Below are 16,911 nucleotides of genomic sequence, written 5' to 3'. Positions count from 1 at the left end.
ATGATGTGACGGTCGTCACAGATATCCGTGCAAAGTGCGCCTATCTTCTCTGCGTGTCACAGCCGGGGAAAGCATTCGAGAGATGTCGACAGAACATGTAACTACTAACACGGGCCCGCCGAAGGCTATCGATCTACTGAAACAGCAGAAACTGCTACGTAACGTGGCAGATGAAGTCATTGAAGAGACGAGCCGCCATATCCGCTATCGCCGCTTCAGCAAAAGGGAGTTCGTTGTCCATAAGGGCGATGCGGGTTCGTCCCTGCTGATGCTGATGTCTGGCCGCCTGCAGGTCATCGCGCTGTCGGAAGACGGCAGGGAGGTCGGGCTGAACTTTGTTGAGCCAGGCGACTACTTTGGCGAACTGTCCATTATCGACGGCGGTCCCCGGTCCGCATCAATCATCGCGACGGCCGAATCGGTCGTGGGGTTTCTGCCAAAAGCCGAAGCCCAAGCACTTTTTTTTCGGAATCCTGCAGTTGTCGAGGCGTTATTGCAACGGTTGTGCCGCACCATCCGCCAGGCCTCTAATTACCGGTCGATGCTAGGCCTCACCCGTGCGTATTCGAGGGTGTATTCGGTGCTGGAATCGTCGATGCGAAAGAGCGCCGGGGACCTGCTGACGATCGAGAACCTGCCAAATCAGCAGGCCATAGCGATCATGGCCAACGTGAGCCGGGAAACGGTGTCGCGAGCCATCCGCACGCTTATCGACGGACAGGTCATCGAGCGTGACTATCGGCGCCTGATCGTCCGCAATGCGGCCTTGCTCACGAAGCTTGCAAGAGGGGAGGCTGAACTGCAACTGCGTGCCAAAGCGATAAGCGAATGCACCGGCGCCGAGCAGCCGCCTCTGCACGGAAACGCGGCTGCTGTTGTAGACAGCAGCAACCGCCTCGAAAAATTCCGGCGTCCGACAGGCACCTCAAAGGCAGACTGATGCGCGTTTTACACTTTTACAGGACCTATCTGCCGGACACGATTGGCGGGGCAGAGCAGTCGATCTACCATTTGTGCCGCGCTGGCGCGGACTTGGGAATCAGGAACACCGTGTTGACCTTGACAACCCAGCGGGGAGGGGAGCGCTTTCTCAGCATGCCAGGTCATGAAGTCGAGCGCGTCAGGAGCCGCTTCAAGGTCGCGTCGGTCGAATTGTCGTGGCGCGCGGTGCGGCGCTTTCGTGAGCTGAGCGAAGAGGCGGATATCCTGCATCTGCATTTTCCCTGGCCGATGGCAGATATCGCGTATCTCGCTGCGCACGCGCGCAAACCGACGGTGGTTACCTATCACGCGGACATTCGGCGGCAACCGCGGCTGCTTGCCATGTATCGGCCGCTCATGCATCGCTTTCTCGGTGGCGTTGATCGCATTGTAGCGACGTCACCGCAATACGCGGCGACCAGTGAGGTGCTGAAGCTCTTTCCGAAAAAAGTCGAAGTGGTGCCACTGGGTCTCACCTCGGCCTACTACCCCGTGCCCGATGATGCGCTGATGCGTAGCTGGAGCGAGCGCATCGGCGGCCCGTTCTTCCTGTTTGTCGGCGTCTTCCGCTACTACAAGGGACTGCCAGTCCTGATTGAAGCGATCCGGCAAACCGGTTATCCGCTCGTGCTGGTAGGCGACGGTCCTCTTACAGATGAAATCCGTGCGCTGGTAGCCCAGTGCGGCGCAAGCAATGTTCATTTCGCTGGCCGCGTGTCTGAAGTCGACAAGGTAGCCCTCATCCGGCTCAGTCGTGCGTTAGTCATGCCCTCACCGGATCGCGCGGAAGCATTTGGCATCTCGCTGCTCGAAGCCGCGATGATGGGCAAGCCGATGATCACGTGCGAGATCGGCACGGGCACCAGCTTCGTGAACGCCGACGGAGAAACCGGACTGGTAGTCGCTCCGGATAATCCCGGTGAATTGGCGCAAGCGATGCACGAACTGTGGGAAGACTCGCTGCTGTGCGAACGCATGGGTCGGCGCGCGACACAGCGCTTTGAAAACCTCTTTACCGCCCATCGCACCGCGGCTGCATACCGCGCGATTTATCAGAAAGTGATTGACGAACGCAATTCAGGCAGGCGCACAGTGATGCCCATGAAGCCGCCGCATAACGGGCCACTTGCGGAAGCCCCTTTGTCTGCAAATCCCCGTGCGGTATTGGAGAAGCAATAATGGATATGACGCTCCCACGTTTCGGCGAGTCACAACAGCGGTCAGTGGAAGATGGTCCGGCTGCAGCGCCCCGCCCCACGCCGCTGATCCTCCCGGTAGTCCTGGCAGGTGGTTCCGGCACGCGGCTATGGCCGCTCTCCCGTGAGGGACACCCGAAGCAGATGATCGGGGTGCTGGGCGACGTTTCACTACTGGCTCAGTCAGTAACGCGGCTCGATTGTCTGGCAACCGATGCAGGCCACCGGGGACTGCTGATCTGCGCTGAGGAACATCGCTTTCTTGCTGCCGACGAGTTGAAGGCGAGTTCGCGAGACTGGCAGATGATAGTCGAACCGGCTAGTCGCAACACCGCGCCCGCGCTCACGCTCGCCGCGCTTGCGGCCCGCTGTGGCGGTGACGATCCGGTGCTGGTCGTGACGCCTGCCGATCATGCGATTGCAGACGTGCCCGCGTTCGAACAGGCTGTCCGTGCAGCCGCGCGAATTGCCCAGACTGGCCAGATCGTGACGCTAGGCGTCGTGCCAGACCGTGCGGAATGCGGCTACGGTTATATTGAATTGGGCGGTCCCATCAGCACCGAACCGGCAAGCGGGGCGCGCGCCCTTCAGCGCTTCGTCGAAAAACCCGATCAGGATGTGGCGGTCGCGTTTGTGGAAGGTAAGCGGCACTGGTGGAACAGCGGCATTTTCGTGATGCGCGCATCGGTGTGGTTGCGCGCAATCGACGCGTTGCGGCCCGACATTGCACAAGCGTGCGCCGCCGCGTTCCAGCGCGAGGACGGCGATCTGAAGGCAATGCGGATAGGGCGGGATGAATTTGCGACCTGTCCGTCGGAGTCCATCGACTATGCGGTCATGGAGCGCCTCGAGGAAATCGGTCTCACCGCCGCGGTTGTGCCGCTGAACGCGGGCTGGTCAGATGTGGGGTCCTGGGATGCGGTGTGGAGCGCCTTGCCTCAGGACGAAGCCGGCAATGTCGCGCGGGGTGATGTAGTGCTCACAGACTCTTTCGGCACCTATGTCCACTCGGAAGGTCGGCTCGTGGCCTGCATCGGTGCCAGGGACCTGATTGTCGTGGAAACGGCGGATGCAGTGCTCGTTGCGGACAGGCATCATGCCCAGGACGTCAAGGCGGTCGTCCGACAGCTTAACGATCGCGGCAGCAGTGAAGCGAAGCATCACCGCAAGGTTCACCGGCCATGGGGCCATTACGAATCGATCGAACATGGTCCGCGCTTCCAGGTCAAGCGTATTGTGGTCAGGCCGGGCGCAGCCCTCTCCCTGCAGCTTCACCATCACCGTGCCGAGCATTGGATCGTGGTCAGCGGTACTGCGCGCGTGACTCGTGGTGAAGAGACATTCCTGCTCGCGGAAAATGAATCGACCTATGTACCGTTGGGCGTCAAACACCGGCTGGAAAACGTCGGACGGGTTCCACTCGAGATGATCGAGGTTCAGTGTGGCAGCTACCTCGGCGAGGACGACATCGTTCGTTTCGACGATCAGTACGGTCGCGATGTAAGTGCGGCGAATACGTCGGAAACTCGCGCATCCACAGCCGCTTGATCCATTTTTTGGGGCCGCGTTGCCGCCGAGCCGACAGTCTGGTTGCGCGCGCGAAACGGAGCATGAAGTAGCCGGTCTGGAGCGCCATAGTCTCGTCGCGGATGCGTCCTTTTGCGCGGCAGTCCTTCCAGCGGAAGGTCACGCCGTACTCACCGAACGTGACCGGGCGACTCACCGCGTGTGACGATGATCCTGATACGCAAGTTTTGATACGTCGCTGTTACTCGTTTTCCAAACGCAGTCAGGTCATAGTACGCAAAACAGATAACGGTGCGAAAGCAACGCCATGCGATTTTTCCCACGCTGCAGAGCACGAATGCGCCGGCTGCGACCTGTATTCGAAGGGCATCTTGAAGTGAGGGTGATTGTTGCCGCTGCGTTGGGCGCGGCCGGCTTCCTCGGGGCCAGCCTGATCGCATCTCGAGAAGCCGTGGTGCTGTTTACCGCTCTATCGGCTTGCCTCGCGGCTGTGTACGTCGGTCACCTGGTTCGCCCAAAAACAAGATTGCGGCGTGCGGCGCGCATCGGTCTTCGCCGCGGGGAGTTCCATGTTGTCTATCAGCCCATTGTGGACATCCGCACGCGAGATTGCGTCGGCATGGAAGCCCTGCTCCGGTGGGACCATCCAACGTTCGGAGCCGGGGGCCCTGGGCAGTTCATTGGAGAACTTGAAGGCACGCGTCTGCTCTGCGCGTTGACCCGTTTCGTGCTGCGCGAGGCGAATAGCGCACTGGCCCAACTGCCGTTTGCTCAGCACTGGCATATATCGGTAAATATCTGCGCCCGGCATCTGATGGAAGACTGCTTTGTCAAGGACATCTGTGAGTCCGCCGGTCCGATAATGGAGCGTCTCGTTCTGGAACTCACCGAGCGCAGTTGCGTCGAGCGTACGCCGCGCGTTGTCAGGGCGCTTGGCCATTTGAGGCAACGCCATGTACGCCTCTCACTCGACGATTTCGGCACCGGCTTCAGCAATCTGGACTTACTCGCGGACTTCCGGTTCGACCACGTGAAAGTAGACCGGAGATTTTTGGCCATGCGCGGCGAAGCGCGCATCCATTTTCTGAAGTCAATCGCTGCGCTGGTGCATTCACTTGGTGCGAAAGTTGTCGTGGAAGGCGTGGAGAACGCTGCAGAACACGATGTGGTCCAACGCTCGGGAATCGACCTCGCGCAGGGATACTGGTATGGGAAGCCGATGGCAATCGATCAACTTCGCGCGTTTGCGTCGGCGAAGACGTCGATAAGCGCGTTACACAATCTGTCCGGAACGGAGCATGGAGCGTGAAAGACGAATGCATCATGGATTCGCAGCAGCAGCAACGATAACCAACCAGCGCCACCATGCCACCAGAAAACGACTACGATCAGTACTTTGAACGCGTGACCCGGATTGCCGCACGCGCGCTGAATTTACCATTATCCGTTATATGTCTCGACAGTTTGGGCCAGCCACAAGTCATAGGCGCCAACAACTGCGATCGAGACGTCGTAGCCCAAGTGGCGAAGTACTATAGCCGGACGCTCCAATGCGAGGAACCGTTCGTTGTCAGGGATACGTTGTCTGATGCGGAGCTTGCGCAGGGGTCACTGGCAACCAGCGAATGGGGGATCCGTTTTTTCGCCGGCATTGCGCTGCGTCTACCGTGCGGCAAACCCATCGGTATGCTATGTGTGATGCACTCGATGCCGCGGCGCTTCTCACGCCAACAGCGTCAGATGCTGGTAGACCTGGGGCAAATGATCGAGCACGAAGTTGGCCTGCGCAAGCTGGACAGCTCCGATCGTTTGCAGGTGCTTCAGGCCATTGACCGGCTTCAGGCGCAGCACGCACTGTACGTCGAGACGTTCCATCGGACACCGGTCGCTATCGCGCATATCGGAAGGGACTGGGAGTGGCGGCACATGAATGATGCCTGCGTGAAATTCTTCGCGCACTCGCGCGCTCCGCTGACGAAAACGAACATACTCGATCTGCTGCATGCGAGCGACCGGACCAACCTTCAAGAGGCTGTACAGGCACTTGAGCGTGGACGTGGAGTCGAGGTCCTGACGCTCGATGTAACGTTCCGGCTACGCAACAAGCAAAGTAAGCCAGCGCGAGTGCAAGTGGCACTGGAGCAGACGACGTCGATGCGCGACGGAGGCTGGCTGTTTGTCATTCACGATACCGAGGCGGAGCAACGAGAAAAGGCCGCGCGCGATGCGCGGGAGGCTGAACTGCATCGGGGAGCACATGAGGCTTCGGAAGTTCTGCGCAGGGCGCATGAGCAACTGACGACCGCCGAGCGACAATTGGGAGCCACGCGGGTAGATTTGCGCGCCATCGCTGACAATCTGCCGGTGTTGGTCGCTTACGTCGACGGTGAGCGACGTTATCGGTTCGCCAACTCGACCTATCGCGAGTGGCTGGGGGTGGACCCGGAGGAGATCGTGGGACGGCTCACCCGTGAGGTTCTCGACGCTGACTTTTTTGCTGCCATCGAGCCGTACGTCCAGCGCGTGCTCAACGGCGAAAGGGTCGAATACGAGGTTGGAGCGACGCTTAACGGGAGTCGACGTGTCCTGCGTGGTGTGCTGGTGCCGCGTCGCGTGCACGATCAGTCTGCTGACGGGTACTACCTGCTGGTGCACGATGTGACCGAGCGAACGGCGTTGCTCGATCGCCTGCGGCATCAGGCGTTCCACGACGCGCTGACCGGCCTGCCTAACAGACGCTCGTTCCTCGAGAGGCTGGATGAGGCGTGCGCAGCAGGTGGCGACGGTGTGGCTGCCATCATGTTTATCGACCTGGACGGCTTCAAGGCCGTGAATGATACATACGGGCATCAGTGCGGCGACGAAGTACTGGTTGAAACCGCGCGCCGGATCAGCCGTTGCGTGCGTGGCGGGGATCTGGTCGCGCGGCATGCCGGGGATGAGTTCACGGTGCTGCTGACCGGCCCTGCAATCGATCGTGCTGCACTGGAGAGAATTGCACGTGCAATCCTGCTGACACTGAGCCAGCCCGTAACGATTGGGGCGGAGGTCATCCAGTTATCGGCCAGTATTGGCATGCTGCTGCGCGGCCAGGCAGCTTCATTGAGCGGGGAAGCCTTGTTACGCGCGGCGGATGCCGCAATGTATCGTGCGAAGGTCGCGGGCAAGGCGCGTATAGTCGTGCATGAGCTTCACGATTCACGGATCGGCGTGCCGGGTTGAGATCAACGCCCGTCTCATGCGTGCTGAACCGGACCGGCCAGCTTTGCGCCGCATCGCGATTCATCGGCGCACAGGGCGCCTAGTGTCGCGACCGCCTTATCGAGCCGTGCCGACCACGGGTATCCATAGTTCAGACGCACACGGTGTCGGAAGGCGCCATCCGCAGAGAAGATAGCTCCCGGTGCGACGCTGATGCCACTATTGAGGGCAGCCTGGAAGAGCTGTATCGAGTCTACGTGATCCGGTAGCACCACCCATGTGAAATAACCTGTGTGATTCATACACATGGCGGCCTCAAATCTGAAGTGCAACACCGTTTCGTATCAGGTGTTGCGATGCACGAAAGAACGCAGTACCAGCAACTACAACCTGAAGAGTGCCTGACCATTGCAAGCCTGCATCTGCAGGGTTCGAGTATCCGGGCCATGGCCCGGATACTCGGGCGCTCGCCGGCCACCGTTAGCCGTGAACTGACGCGAAACGGCTCGCCAGCAGGCTACGCATCGGTAGCGGCTGAAGCGCTCAGCGCCTCACGCCGCCCCACAAAGCTTTGCCTGCAAAGCGTCTGCTGGCGTATCGTTCTCACCACTGCTTGAGTGGAAATGGTCACCCCAGCAGATATCGGGCACACTGAAACGTATGTATCCAACCGACCCGACCCAGCAGGTTTCGCACGAAACCATCTACACGGCCATCTACGCCCAGCCGCGCGGCGAACTGCGCCGTCAGCTCATTGCCTGCCTGCGCCATGGTCACAGCACGCGCATGCCGCGCACACGCGGCACAGACCGACGCGGACAGATTCCCGACATGGTCAGTATTCATGTGCGGCCCGCCCGAAATCGAGGACCGACTGCTGCCCAGACACTGGGAAGACGACTTCATCAAGGGCGCGGGCAACCAGTCCTCGGTCGGCGTTCTGGTTGAACGGACCAGCCGCCTGGTGCTGCTCGCAAAGATGGAAGACGCCACCGCAGCTTCAGCGTTGGCGGCCTTCTCCGCCAAACTCAACTCGATTGTCGCGCCACTGCGGCAGAGCTTCACTTATGACCAGGGCAAAGAAATGTCGCGTAACAAGGAGTTCACGGCCGCAACCGGCGTGAACGTGTACTTTTGCGACCCGCACAGTCCCTGGCAGCGCGGCACTTGCGAAAACACCAACGGGCTGCTGTGACAGTATCTGCCCAAAGGCACCGACCTTTCGGTCTACAGTCAAGACGAACTCGACGCCATCGCCGACAGTCTGAATAGCCGGCCTCGTGCAACTCACAACTTCCATTCGCCATTCGAGGTCTTCACCGCGACCCTCGCATCAGCAAGTCAACCTCAAAGCTCTAAACATTAGAGGGTGTTAGGCACTTTTTGTCGGACCTGGTATCCTGGTGGGATGAAAAAACGCAGGCCTTACCCAACGGATGTATCGGATGAAGAGTGGTACTTCGCCGCTCCGTACCTGACCTTGATGAACAAGGACGCACCGCAGCGCCGCTACGAACTGCGTGAGATGTTCAACGCGCTTCGCTGGATCGTACGCGCGGGTGCACCGTGGCGTTTGTTGCCCAATGACTTTCCACCGTGGGAACTGGTCTACCAGCAGACGCAACGCTGGATTCAGGCCGGCTGTTTCGAGGCCATGGTGAATGACCTGCGTTCGATCATCCGGATCGCCCAGGAGCGTCGTGGTCAACCCAGCGCGGTCATTCTCGATGGGCGGACCCTGCAGTCGACCTGCGAGAGTGGACCTCGCGCCGGTTACGACGGCTACAAACGCAAACGCGGCAGCAAGGTCCACATGGCGGTTGATACGTTGGGGCAATTGCTTGCTGTGCATGTTACGCCGGCCAACGAACAGGAACGTGCGCAGGTCGGAGAACTGGCGCGTCAGGTTCAGCAGGCCACGGGCCAGACGGTCAAGGTGGCGTTCGCCGATCAGGGATATACCGGCGAAGAGCCTGCGCAGGCAGCACTCGACGAAGGAATCGAGCTTCAGGTAATCAAGCTGTCGGAGGCGAAAAAGGGCTTCGTGCTGTTGCCGCGCCGCTGGGTGGTCGAGCGCAGCTTCGGCTGGCTCAACCGCTTCCGCCGGCTGGCCAGAGACTACGAGCGATTGCCCGAAACCTTGGCTGGTTTGCACTTCGTCGTATTCTCCGTGCTTATGCTTGTCCACTTTGCAGCCCTTAACAAAAGTGCCTAACACCGTCTAATCCCGCTGTTGCGCTTCACCCTTGAAACCGCCCTTTATTTGTCAATCACCTCACACACCGAAATCCCGCATACACATACTGATAGTGCGGCTGGAACCAATTCCGGAAAGCCGGCCGTAGCATGCACTGCGCGGTGCGTGCCGAACCGCCTTTGATCACATAGTGCTGGCCATCGAAAAAGTTGGCCGAATAGCCCAGATAAAATGGAAAAGCTTCGAAGCCAGGCAACGCATCGAACACCGTCGAGGTCCACTCCCAGCCGTTGCCGAATTGTCCTTCCACGCCGAACGCGCTGACGTTGTCCGGATACTCGTCTACCGGTTGCGGATCCCAGCTGCGAAAATCGAAATTTCCCGACGCGGCGTGCGGCGCGCCTTGTGCCGCACGTTGCCATTGCGCTTCGGTTGGCAATGCTTTGCCTGCCCAGCGTGCGTACGCACTGGCTTCGGCGTGGCTCACATACGCGGGCCAGTCGAGCGGCAGCGGCACCTCATCGAACATGGTGCGAAATGTCCACGCGCTCGCCTGGCCGCCTGCATCGTGCCGGGACCAGCACGCGGGATGCTCGATGTGCTCGGCTTCTTTCCACGCCCAATCCTTCTCCGACCACCAGTTCGGTTCGCGATAGCCGCCTGCCTCGATGAACTCGCGGAATGCGCCGTTCGTAACCATATGGCGGTCGATTTCAAAGGCGGGCACCTCGGCCTGCATTTCGCCGAACTCGTTGTCCCAACCGAACCGTCCACCGTCGCGTGGCATGCCGAGTACAGTTGTGCCGGCCGGTACGCTGACCATCGAAGACAATGCGTCACGTGGCTCCCCACGCGTCACGACAGGCTCGCGCAATTCCGTGACCTTCTGCGCAAGCGGCAACTGATGGAGCATGTACGCCAGCGTTTCAGCATGCATCAACCGATGCTCGATCGCCACATTCAACAATTGCTCCGAGGCGTCGGCCTGGGCACCGGTGCGGTCGAGTTGCGCGGCGTGTGTCAGCGCGTCGAGCTCACGGTCGATCTGCTCGCGCGCACGCGAGCCGTAGCCGCGAACGACGTCGAGCGACGGCCAGTCACTCGGTTGATCGGTCGGAAAACCGCCGTCGACGGGATCGATGCCGAAGGCAAAAAGCTGGTCGAGATGCGGATCGAACGCCGGCAGATCGCACAGGCGCTGATCGAACAGATTACGATCGAAAGCTTCCAGATGGCCGATGTAAAACACGATCCGGTGACGCTCGCGGATCGGCCGTTCATACAGAAACTCAGGTTTGACGATGGAAAACAGTGCGTCAGTCACTTGACGCGCTTCGATCAGCCGCTGCACGAGCGGGTGATGCGGGGCGGGGTCGCGATTCATTTCGCCGGGTCTCCTTGCGGGGGACGGACTAAAGACTGTACCCGCTCGCAGGAGCCATGCCAAGACGAAAGCGCGTGAAAAAAGGAGTGCGCGAGGGACGGCGGCGGCGCGGGCCGTCTCCCGCCGCAAGCCTAGACTTGCTGCAGACCGTCCAGATCGACGATCCGGATGTGCTTGCCCTGTGTGTCGATCAGGCCGCGCTTTTGAAATCTTGACAGGGTGCGGCTTACGGTTTCGAGCGTCATGCCGAGGTAGCTGCCCATGTCCTCGCGTGTCATGCGCAGATTGAATTCCGCCGACGAATAACCTCGCCGCGCGTTCCGTTCGGAGACGTCGAGCAGGAATGCCGCGACCCGTTCGTCCGCCGAGAGCGAACCGAGCACCATCATCTGCGCGGCTTCGCGGACGATCTGCTCGCCCAGCAGCTTGTGCATGCGTTCCTGCATCGAACTGATTTCGCGGCACAGCGACTTGAGCGCAGTGTACGGGACGATGCAGACCGTGCTGTCTTCGAGCGCGAGCGCGCTGCAGGCGTGCGTGTCGTCGCTGATGCCGTCGAGGCCGAGCGCTTCGCCCGCGAGCCGCAGACCGGTGACCTGTTCGCGGCCGTCGCGGTGCGCCATGACGGTTTTCATTGAACCGGAGCGCACGGCGTAGATATTGTCGAAGCGGTCGCCGCTGCGATACAGCGCTTCGCCGCGCTGAACGGAGCGCGCGGAACAGATGAGCGTTTCGAGTTTCATCAGTTCGTCGGGCGACAAACCTTGGGGCATGCAGAGCTGCCGCATGGCGCAACTCGAACAGCGAGCGGCGGAACGCGCGCTTGCCCTTGATGGCGCCGCGCGACGGCTGCCGCGCACCGGCAACGAACTTGCGGCGGAGGCTGCGGGTTCGGCAGTGCCGGCGAAGTGCGTAACAGCGATAGGAGTGAGCATGTTCTGCAGCCAGTGGTGGGGTACCGACAGATTGTCCCATCTGCCGCGTCGCCCGCTTCGCGTCAAAATGACACGTTCGGGCAGTCAGGCGCGTTGAGCAATGTCACACCGGCGTTCGTGAATTTGTTGATGGACTGCTATGAATGGTGAGCAGGCAAACCGGCTCATACCCTGGCAGAAGAAGATCGCTTTGCTGATTGAGCGCGCGCGGTCGATACGACAGGCAGTCGCATTGCGCACGGGCGCGGCGCTCATCAATCCGCGGTGCCGGACTTGCCCGCTGCGGACGGAATGAGCAGCACAGGCAGGCTCGCCTGCCGCACGCAGCGCTCGGCGACGCTGCCGAGGATCAGGCGCTGAAAGCCGCGTCGCCCGTGCGTGCCCATGACCAGCAAGTCGGCGTTGAAGTCGGCGGCGGCTTTGAGCACGACCACGGAAACGTCGTCGATCGTGGATGCCTCGCTCACCACCAGGTCGCCTTTTACGCCTTGCTCGGTCATGGCCTTGGCGAACTCGGCGCCGAGTTCCATGCCTTCCTCGACAAGGCGATTGCGCAAGACGGACGGGTCGTAACCGGGCGCTTCGAAATACATGGGTGTGTTCTCGACCACGTAGAGCGGCTGCAGGACCGCGCCGCTGGATTTGGCGAGCGCGAGCGCTGCTTCGAATGCACGGCGGGAGGTGTTGCTGCCGTCGACCGCTACAAGAATGCGTGTGTACATTTCGACTCCGCGTCTGAAGGATCCGGATGCCGCAGCTGTTTTCAAACGCTGGGCGCAATGACGATCATTGCTGATGCAAGCCTTCATGATCGCCGAAAAACATGCGCTCCACCTGGATGTAAGTCAAACTCTTATCAAATTTTTCGATTGCGTCGGCTGGTTCAGCAAGCGCCGGAGGGCAAGCGTCGACGGGACTTTGCTCCCATTCGCAGCGCATATCCGCGTCCAAGGCGGAGCAAGGTTTGCCTTACAATTACAGTCTACTCAGACAAGTTGCTCCAGTCCGCTGATGAACGAGCGCAAAACGACGGGCTTACCCGACAAGATCTACGGCGACATTCTCAATCGCATTGTCGAAGGCGAGTACAAGGAAGGTGAGCGCTTGCCGACCGAGCATGCGCTGGCCGAGCGTTTTGCGACGTCCAGGCCGACGGTGCGCGAAGCTCTGGCGCGCTTGCGAGCCGACGGCATCATCATGACCCGGCACGGTTCGGGCACGACGGTGGCGCGCCGGCCGGACCCGGACGTGCGCCGCTTCGCCCCGCTCGAAACGCTGTCCGATATCCGTCGCTGCTATGAGTTTCGCATCGTGACAGAAGCGGGCGCCGCGGAGCATGCGGCGCTCAAAGCCGACGCCGACGACATTGCCGCCATCCAGCACGCTTGGGACCAATTGGAACGGATCGTCGAGACGCAAGGGATCGGCGCGAAAGACGACTTTATGTTCCACCTGGCGGTAGCGCGTGCGTCGAAGAACCCGTTTTTCATCACGGTCATGTCGTTCATCGAGGAGCAGATCCTGTTCAGCATGAACCTGTCGCGCAATCTTTCGCTGGTGAAAACGGTGGCGCGGCAGCGGCTCGTGCAGGACGAGCATAGGGCTGTGCTCGACGCGATCCGCCGCAAAGATGCGCGAGGCGCTGCGCACGCCATGCGGGCGCATCTCGAGAACGCGCTCGAGCGCATGTTCGGTTCCTGATCTGCCGCCCGCTCTCGCCGCGCGCCAGGGCGGCGGCGAGTTGCCAAGCTACTTGCCCAATGCGATTCCATGGCGCCCTGGCGTGGCGTCTAACCGCCGCTTACGCGGCAGCGAACCGGCCGCGCGATAACAGCCAGGCAGCAGGCAGGCAGCAGGCAGGCAGCAGGCAGGCAGCAGGCAGGCAGCAACTAAAGGGCAACCAGGCGAGCGCTACGCCGCAACGGCCATCGGTCCGAACAGCGCGGTACGAGTCTTCGGACTCACCGCGATATCAAGCGCCACCGCTCGTTCCACGCCGATCTGCAATGGCGACCCGAGCCGGCTGACGTCGATGCCGGTCTTGCGCAGCAGCCGCTCGATCGGCGTCGTGGTCACCGTGACATACCGCGTGATGCCCATCTGGTCGGCGAACGTCACCAGTTCGTGGATGGCCTGCATGGTCAAATCCGCAAAGCCGAACGATTGCTCCTCGCCGATGGTTTCGATCGCGAACCGGCTCAATTCCCAGATGTGCCGCCCTACCGGCGCCGCCGCGCCATGCAGCAACTGCGGGAAGGTGTCTTTCAGCATATTGGGCCCCTCGGTCGGCATCAGGCGCCAACAGCCGCGCACTTGCCCGTCGTCGGCCTGGATCAGCATGTAGTGCGGACCGAGCGCGTCATAGCCGTCGATCTCCATGCCCGCGATGGTCGGGATTTCCCATCCGAGCCGCCCATGAAACACCCGCGCCCGCAGGCGGTACATCTCGTTGATATCCGCGTTGTCGAATTCCTGACGCATTCCAATCCGGATTGCTGTTTGCATGACGTTCTCCTGAACGTGTTGGGGTACCCAATACGCAAGAAAACTTATGCATTTTGAATGTTTCTGCCACCTACCTACCTGGATAGGTGTGCATGCTTATCGGGTAACGCAAAATTCGAGACAAGCACTGCACTCAACCGACAGGACCGAAAATGGAACTCCTCGAAAATCATTGGCAACCGCAAACCGGCCTTCAAACCCGCCCGGCGGAGCCGTCCACGGCGGTGGACCGGGTTCTGATCATTGCTTACCGCAAAAAGAAAAAAGAAAGCCAACGCCGCTTCTGGGCCCGCTTCGGCGTAACGCAGTCGCGCGGCAGCCGGTTCGAATCGGGTGCTGAAATCCCGGCGCCGGTCTCGATCCTGCTGGGTCTGTATTTCACCAAAACCGTTTCCGACGCCGATCTGGGCCGTGCCGAGCGCGTGCTGTACAGCCGCGACGCCGCCGCCTTGCTCAACCCGGGTCAATAAGCCCGAGTTGCGCTGCGATCACGGCCGCCGCACGCCGCGAATTCACACCGAATTTCGTTCTGATGTTCTTCATGTGGAAGTTCACCACGGCTTCCGAACAGTTCAGGATGTGGGAGATTTCCCAGGTGGATTTGCCGCGTGCGGTCCATTTCAGGCATTCGCGTTCGCGCGGCGTCAGTTTGGGCATTAAAGACTGAGCGTGCGTATTCAAATGCCGCTGACTCGTGTCGATTACCAGGTCGCGCAATAACACCAGATTCGGCAATGCCACGTTGATATGGCGCCAGAATTCATCGTTGGGATTGTTGTCGTTGACGAAGCACATCATGCCGGCTTCCTGGTTCGGCCCGTGAATCGGCAATGTCACGCCGGAACGCAATCCGTGCGAACGGGCTTCCTCGTACATGGAAAGCTGCGCCGCGGTCGTGAAAATGTCGGGCGACCAGATCAGCGGCGTGGCGCGTGTCGCGCAATGCGCGACGGTCGGGTCGATGTGAACCAGTCCCTGCTCGTCATAAGTACGGCGCCACGTGGACGCGTACGTGCTGCGCACATAGGCGTCTTCCAGGCGAATGGTCGGACGCGGCAGCATGGCGATCAAAAGCCTGTCGAAGCCCCACGTCTCGGCGAGGCCCGCGATTGCACCGAACCATTCCGTTTCGTCGGCGGCGTTCAGTAGCGGTGCCATCTGCTCGATAAAATGTAGCGACAATTTTCACTCTCTCAGGCTCGCAAACATCCCGTTGCGGTTAATTGCGGTACGGCATTCCGTCCGGTGGTTTTTATCTGCACAATCTATCACCAAAATTTATTTCGCAAAGCGAGAAGTGAATTCTAAACAATGCCAGGCGCGGCGCTCTGGTGAGAATGCGAATGAACCGCTCTTTGTAACTGATTTCTTTGATCGAATTAACATTCACCGATCCTTTATGTGGGTAATTCTCTCGTAGTAGCCGTTTTGATGCCATTCATTGGCAACATTATTGGAAGCATTCCAATTAGCGGTCGCTGCCAAAATTCCGGTCAAAATCGCACTGATTGCCCATCTTGTATGTCCGCAGGTGGGACGGCTGCTGCGAGATAAACGCCACTGCCATAAGCTATATTGTCATACAAAAGCGACATGGCGTAGTTTGCAACGTCCGCACCTCGCGCGAAGATTCGCCGGACCGTGCTTGTCATCAGGTTGTTTGACAACATTCTCAGCCCAGCCGCGAGCGGTCAAAAGGGTGGTCGCGAGAGGGCGCAACGTCTTTACGAGGCTTCTTGCCCCTCGAAACTTGCGCGACGAGATCTCACTGATTCCCGTGCTCCGCAGCGCCGTGACGTTTCCAGGATCGCCGACGTCGGGCCGATTTTGCCGTTGCTCAGTTCGACGCCACCCGAGCATCGTGCGAAGATCGAGCACGCCGCGCGGGTGCTGCTCGCGTTAGAGCATGAGTTCCGCGCAAGCTAACCCTACCTCGAGCCTTGAACCGCCAGCATGACCGACAACAGCCGACGCTATCCCGATCCCTCCATCCGCGTGCTCGATCCGCGCTTCAAACCGTTGATCCTTGCTTCCGCGTCCGTCGAGTGCCTGTATCAGGGCGCGCGCTGGTCCGAGGGCCCGGTCTGGTTCGGCGACGGCCGCTATCTGCTGTGGAGCGACATTCCGAACGACCGCATCCTGCGCTGGGATGAACCAAGCGGCACGGTGTCGACCTTTCGCCAGTCGTCGAACAATGCCAACGGCCATACGCGCGACCGTCAGGGCCGCCTCGTCAGCTGCGAGCATCTGACGCGCCGTGTCACGCGCACGGAATACGACGGTTCGATCACCGTGCTCGCCGACCGCTATCGCGGCAAGCGCTTCAATTCGCCGAACGACGTCGTCGTGAAATCGGACGGCTCGATCTGGTTCAGCGATCCGACCTTCGGCATCGACAGTTTCTATGAGGGCGAGCAGCAGGAGTCGGAACTGCCGGCGTGCGTGTACCGCATCGACGGCCAATCCGGCGAAGTCACCGTCGTCGCCGACGACGTGCTCGGCCCCAACGGTCTGGCGTTCTCGCCGGACGAGTCGGTGTTGTATATCGTCGAATCGCGCGGCGAGCCAAGCCGCAAAATCCGTGCGTTCGACGTCGACAACAACGGCGGCGCGCTGTCGAACAACCGCGTGCTGATCGACGCCGGTCCGGGCACGCCGGACGGCTTTCGCGTCGATGTCCACGGCAATCTGTGGTGCGGCTGGGGCATGGGCACCGATGAACTCGACGGCGTGCGCGTCTTCACGTCGCAAGGCGAGCCGCTCGGCCACATTGCGCTGCCGGAGCGCTGCGCGAATGTATGTTTCGGCGGGCGGCATCGCAACCGGCTGTTCATGGCGGCAAGCCACGGACTTTATTCGCTCTACGTGAACACGCAAGGCGTGCAAGGCGGCTAGTTGCCTGACAAGTCGTCGTCAGAGTACGTGTTCGACTTCGGGTTTGCCCTCGGATGCAGCGCGCAAGCCATTGAGCGGCAAGGATTCATC

General features: G+C 60.5%; 14 protein-coding genes and 1 pseudogene. 10 read left to right on the top strand and 5 right to left on the bottom strand.

The features are described 5' to 3' along the window. The first annotated feature begins 82 nt into the window (after positions 1–82). From B0G71_RS28705 to B0G71_RS28670, 7 genes and pseudogenes are all read left to right on the top strand, one after another. Positions 83–940 carry a Crp/Fnr family transcriptional regulator gene (locus B0G71_RS28705; RefSeq protein WP_241974810.1) on the top strand — a complete coding sequence of 286 codons (858 nt, stop codon included), beginning with the start codon at positions 83–85 and terminating at the stop codon, positions 938–940. Beyond that, complete coding sequence (locus tag B0G71_RS28700; protein WP_309546272.1) at positions 829–2,160, top strand: glycosyltransferase; 1,332 nt, start codon at positions 829–831, stop codon at positions 2,158–2,160. The genes B0G71_RS28705 and B0G71_RS28700 overlap by 112 nt, the downstream gene beginning before the upstream one ends. Beyond that, complete coding sequence (locus B0G71_RS28695; RefSeq protein ID WP_116146011.1) at positions 2,160–3,725, top strand: mannose-1-phosphate guanylyltransferase/mannose-6-phosphate isomerase; 1,566 nt, start codon at positions 2,160–2,162, stop codon at positions 3,723–3,725. The genes B0G71_RS28700 and B0G71_RS28695 overlap by 1 nt, the downstream gene beginning before the upstream one ends. Before the next feature lie 316 nt (positions 3,726–4,041). After that, complete coding sequence (locus tag B0G71_RS28690) at positions 4,042–5,013, top strand: EAL domain-containing protein (protein ID WP_116146009.1); 972 nt, start codon at positions 4,042–4,044, stop codon at positions 5,011–5,013. A 56-nt stretch (positions 5,014–5,069) separates the two neighbouring features. Continuing rightward, positions 5,070–6,926, top strand: coding sequence for a diguanylate cyclase domain-containing protein (locus B0G71_RS28685; RefSeq protein WP_116146008.1), 1,857 nt, complete (start codon positions 5,070–5,072; stop codon positions 6,924–6,926). 335 nt (positions 6,927–7,261) lie between these two features. Continuing rightward, a pseudogene (locus tag B0G71_RS28675) lies at positions 7,262–8,271 on the top strand (IS30 family transposase). Between the two features lie 42 nt (positions 8,272–8,313). Beyond that, positions 8,314–9,120: an IS5 family transposase gene (locus tag B0G71_RS28670; RefSeq protein WP_116146006.1), complete on the top strand. Its 807-nt coding sequence runs from the start codon at positions 8,314–8,316 to the stop codon at positions 9,118–9,120. A gap of 55 nt (positions 9,121–9,175) precedes the next feature. Here the strand turns inward: B0G71_RS28670 and B0G71_RS28665 are convergent, their stop codons facing one another. From B0G71_RS28665 to B0G71_RS28650, 3 genes are all read right to left on the bottom strand, one after another. Beyond that, entirely contained in the window at positions 9,176–10,486 is a 1,311-nt protein-coding gene (locus B0G71_RS28665; RefSeq protein ID WP_116146005.1) for an SUMF1/EgtB/PvdO family nonheme iron enzyme, read from the bottom strand. A gap of 131 nt (positions 10,487–10,617) precedes the next feature. After that, complete coding sequence (gene fnr / locus B0G71_RS28660; RefSeq protein WP_404935410.1) at positions 10,618–11,421, bottom strand: fumarate/nitrate reduction transcriptional regulator Fnr; 804 nt, start codon at positions 11,419–11,421, stop codon at positions 10,618–10,620. A gap of 254 nt (positions 11,422–11,675) precedes the next feature. After that, complete coding sequence (locus B0G71_RS28650; protein ID WP_116146000.1) at positions 11,676–12,143, bottom strand: universal stress protein; 468 nt, start codon at positions 12,141–12,143, stop codon at positions 11,676–11,678. Between the two features lie 289 nt (positions 12,144–12,432). Between B0G71_RS28650 and B0G71_RS28645 the strand changes: the two genes are divergently transcribed. After that, entirely contained in the window at positions 12,433–13,122 is a 690-nt protein-coding gene (locus B0G71_RS28645; RefSeq protein WP_116145998.1) for a FadR/GntR family transcriptional regulator, read from the top strand. Between the two features lie 210 nt (positions 13,123–13,332). Here B0G71_RS28645 and B0G71_RS28640 read toward each other — a convergent pair whose 3' ends face one another. Continuing rightward, positions 13,333–13,926 (bottom strand): acyl-homoserine-lactone synthase, encoded by a 594-nt coding sequence (locus B0G71_RS28640; protein ID WP_116145997.1) that lies wholly within the window; start codon positions 13,924–13,926, stop codon positions 13,333–13,335. 152 nt (positions 13,927–14,078) lie between these two features. On the opposite strand from B0G71_RS28640, the gene B0G71_RS28635 reads away from it, so the two are divergent. Beyond that, positions 14,079–14,396: a hypothetical protein gene (locus B0G71_RS28635; protein ID WP_106276804.1), complete on the top strand. Its 318-nt coding sequence runs from the start codon at positions 14,079–14,081 to the stop codon at positions 14,394–14,396. Here the strand turns inward: B0G71_RS28635 and B0G71_RS28630 are convergent. Continuing rightward, the gene (locus B0G71_RS28630) at positions 14,380–15,084 is read right to left on the bottom strand and encodes a LuxR family transcriptional regulator (protein ID WP_116145995.1); all 705 of its coding nucleotides are present in this window, start codon (positions 15,082–15,084) and stop codon (positions 14,380–14,382) included. The two genes, B0G71_RS28635 and B0G71_RS28630, sit on opposite strands and share 17 nt — an antisense overlap. 795 nt (positions 15,085–15,879) lie before the next feature. Here B0G71_RS28630 and B0G71_RS28620 point away from each other — a divergent pair. After that, positions 15,880–16,821 (top strand): SMP-30/gluconolactonase/LRE family protein, encoded by a 942-nt coding sequence (locus tag B0G71_RS28620; protein ID WP_116145994.1) that lies wholly within the window; start codon positions 15,880–15,882, stop codon positions 16,819–16,821. The last annotated feature ends 90 nt before the right edge of the window (positions 16,822–16,911 follow it).

The sequence above is a fragment of the Paraburkholderia sp. BL27I4N3 genome, assembly GCF_003386115.1.
Classification (GTDB): Bacteria; Pseudomonadota; Gammaproteobacteria; order Burkholderiales; family Burkholderiaceae; genus Paraburkholderia.
This window is presented reverse-complemented; position numbering and strand designations above follow the sequence as displayed.

Coding starts and splice junctions, on each gene's coding strand:
- B0G71_RS28705 (WP_241974810.1), top strand. CDS start 83: ATGTCGACAGAACATGTAACTACTAACACGGGCCCGCCGAAGGCTATC.
- B0G71_RS28700 (WP_309546272.1), top strand. CDS start 829: ATGCACCGGCGCCGAGCAGCCGCCTCTGCACGGAAACGCGGCTGCTGT.
- B0G71_RS28695 (WP_116146011.1), top strand. CDS start 2,160: ATGGATATGACGCTCCCACGTTTCGGCGAGTCACAACAGCGGTCAGTG.
- B0G71_RS28690 (WP_116146009.1), top strand. CDS start 4,042: ATGCGCCGGCTGCGACCTGTATTCGAAGGGCATCTTGAAGTGAGGGTG.
- B0G71_RS28685 (WP_116146008.1), top strand. CDS start 5,070: ATGCCACCAGAAAACGACTACGATCAGTACTTTGAACGCGTGACCCGG.
- B0G71_RS28670 (WP_116146006.1), top strand. CDS start 8,314: ATGAAAAAACGCAGGCCTTACCCAACGGATGTATCGGATGAAGAGTGG.
- B0G71_RS28665 (WP_116146005.1), bottom strand. CDS start 10,486: ATGAATCGCGACCCCGCCCCGCATCACCCGCTCGTGCAGCGGCTGATC.
- fnr (WP_404935410.1), bottom strand. CDS start 11,421: ATGCTCACTCCTATCGCTGTTACGCACTTCGCCGGCACTGCCGAACCC.
- B0G71_RS28650 (WP_116146000.1), bottom strand. CDS start 12,143: ATGTACACACGCATTCTTGTAGCGGTCGACGGCAGCAACACCTCCCGC.
- B0G71_RS28645 (WP_116145998.1), top strand. CDS start 12,433: ATGAACGAGCGCAAAACGACGGGCTTACCCGACAAGATCTACGGCGAC.
- B0G71_RS28640 (WP_116145997.1), bottom strand. CDS start 13,926: ATGCAAACAGCAATCCGGATTGGAATGCGTCAGGAATTCGACAACGCG.
- B0G71_RS28635 (WP_106276804.1), top strand. CDS start 14,079: ATGGAACTCCTCGAAAATCATTGGCAACCGCAAACCGGCCTTCAAACC.
- B0G71_RS28630 (WP_116145995.1), bottom strand. CDS start 15,084: ATGGCACCGCTACTGAACGCCGCCGACGAAACGGAATGGTTCGGTGCA.
- B0G71_RS28620 (WP_116145994.1), top strand. CDS start 15,880: ATGACCGACAACAGCCGACGCTATCCCGATCCCTCCATCCGCGTGCTC.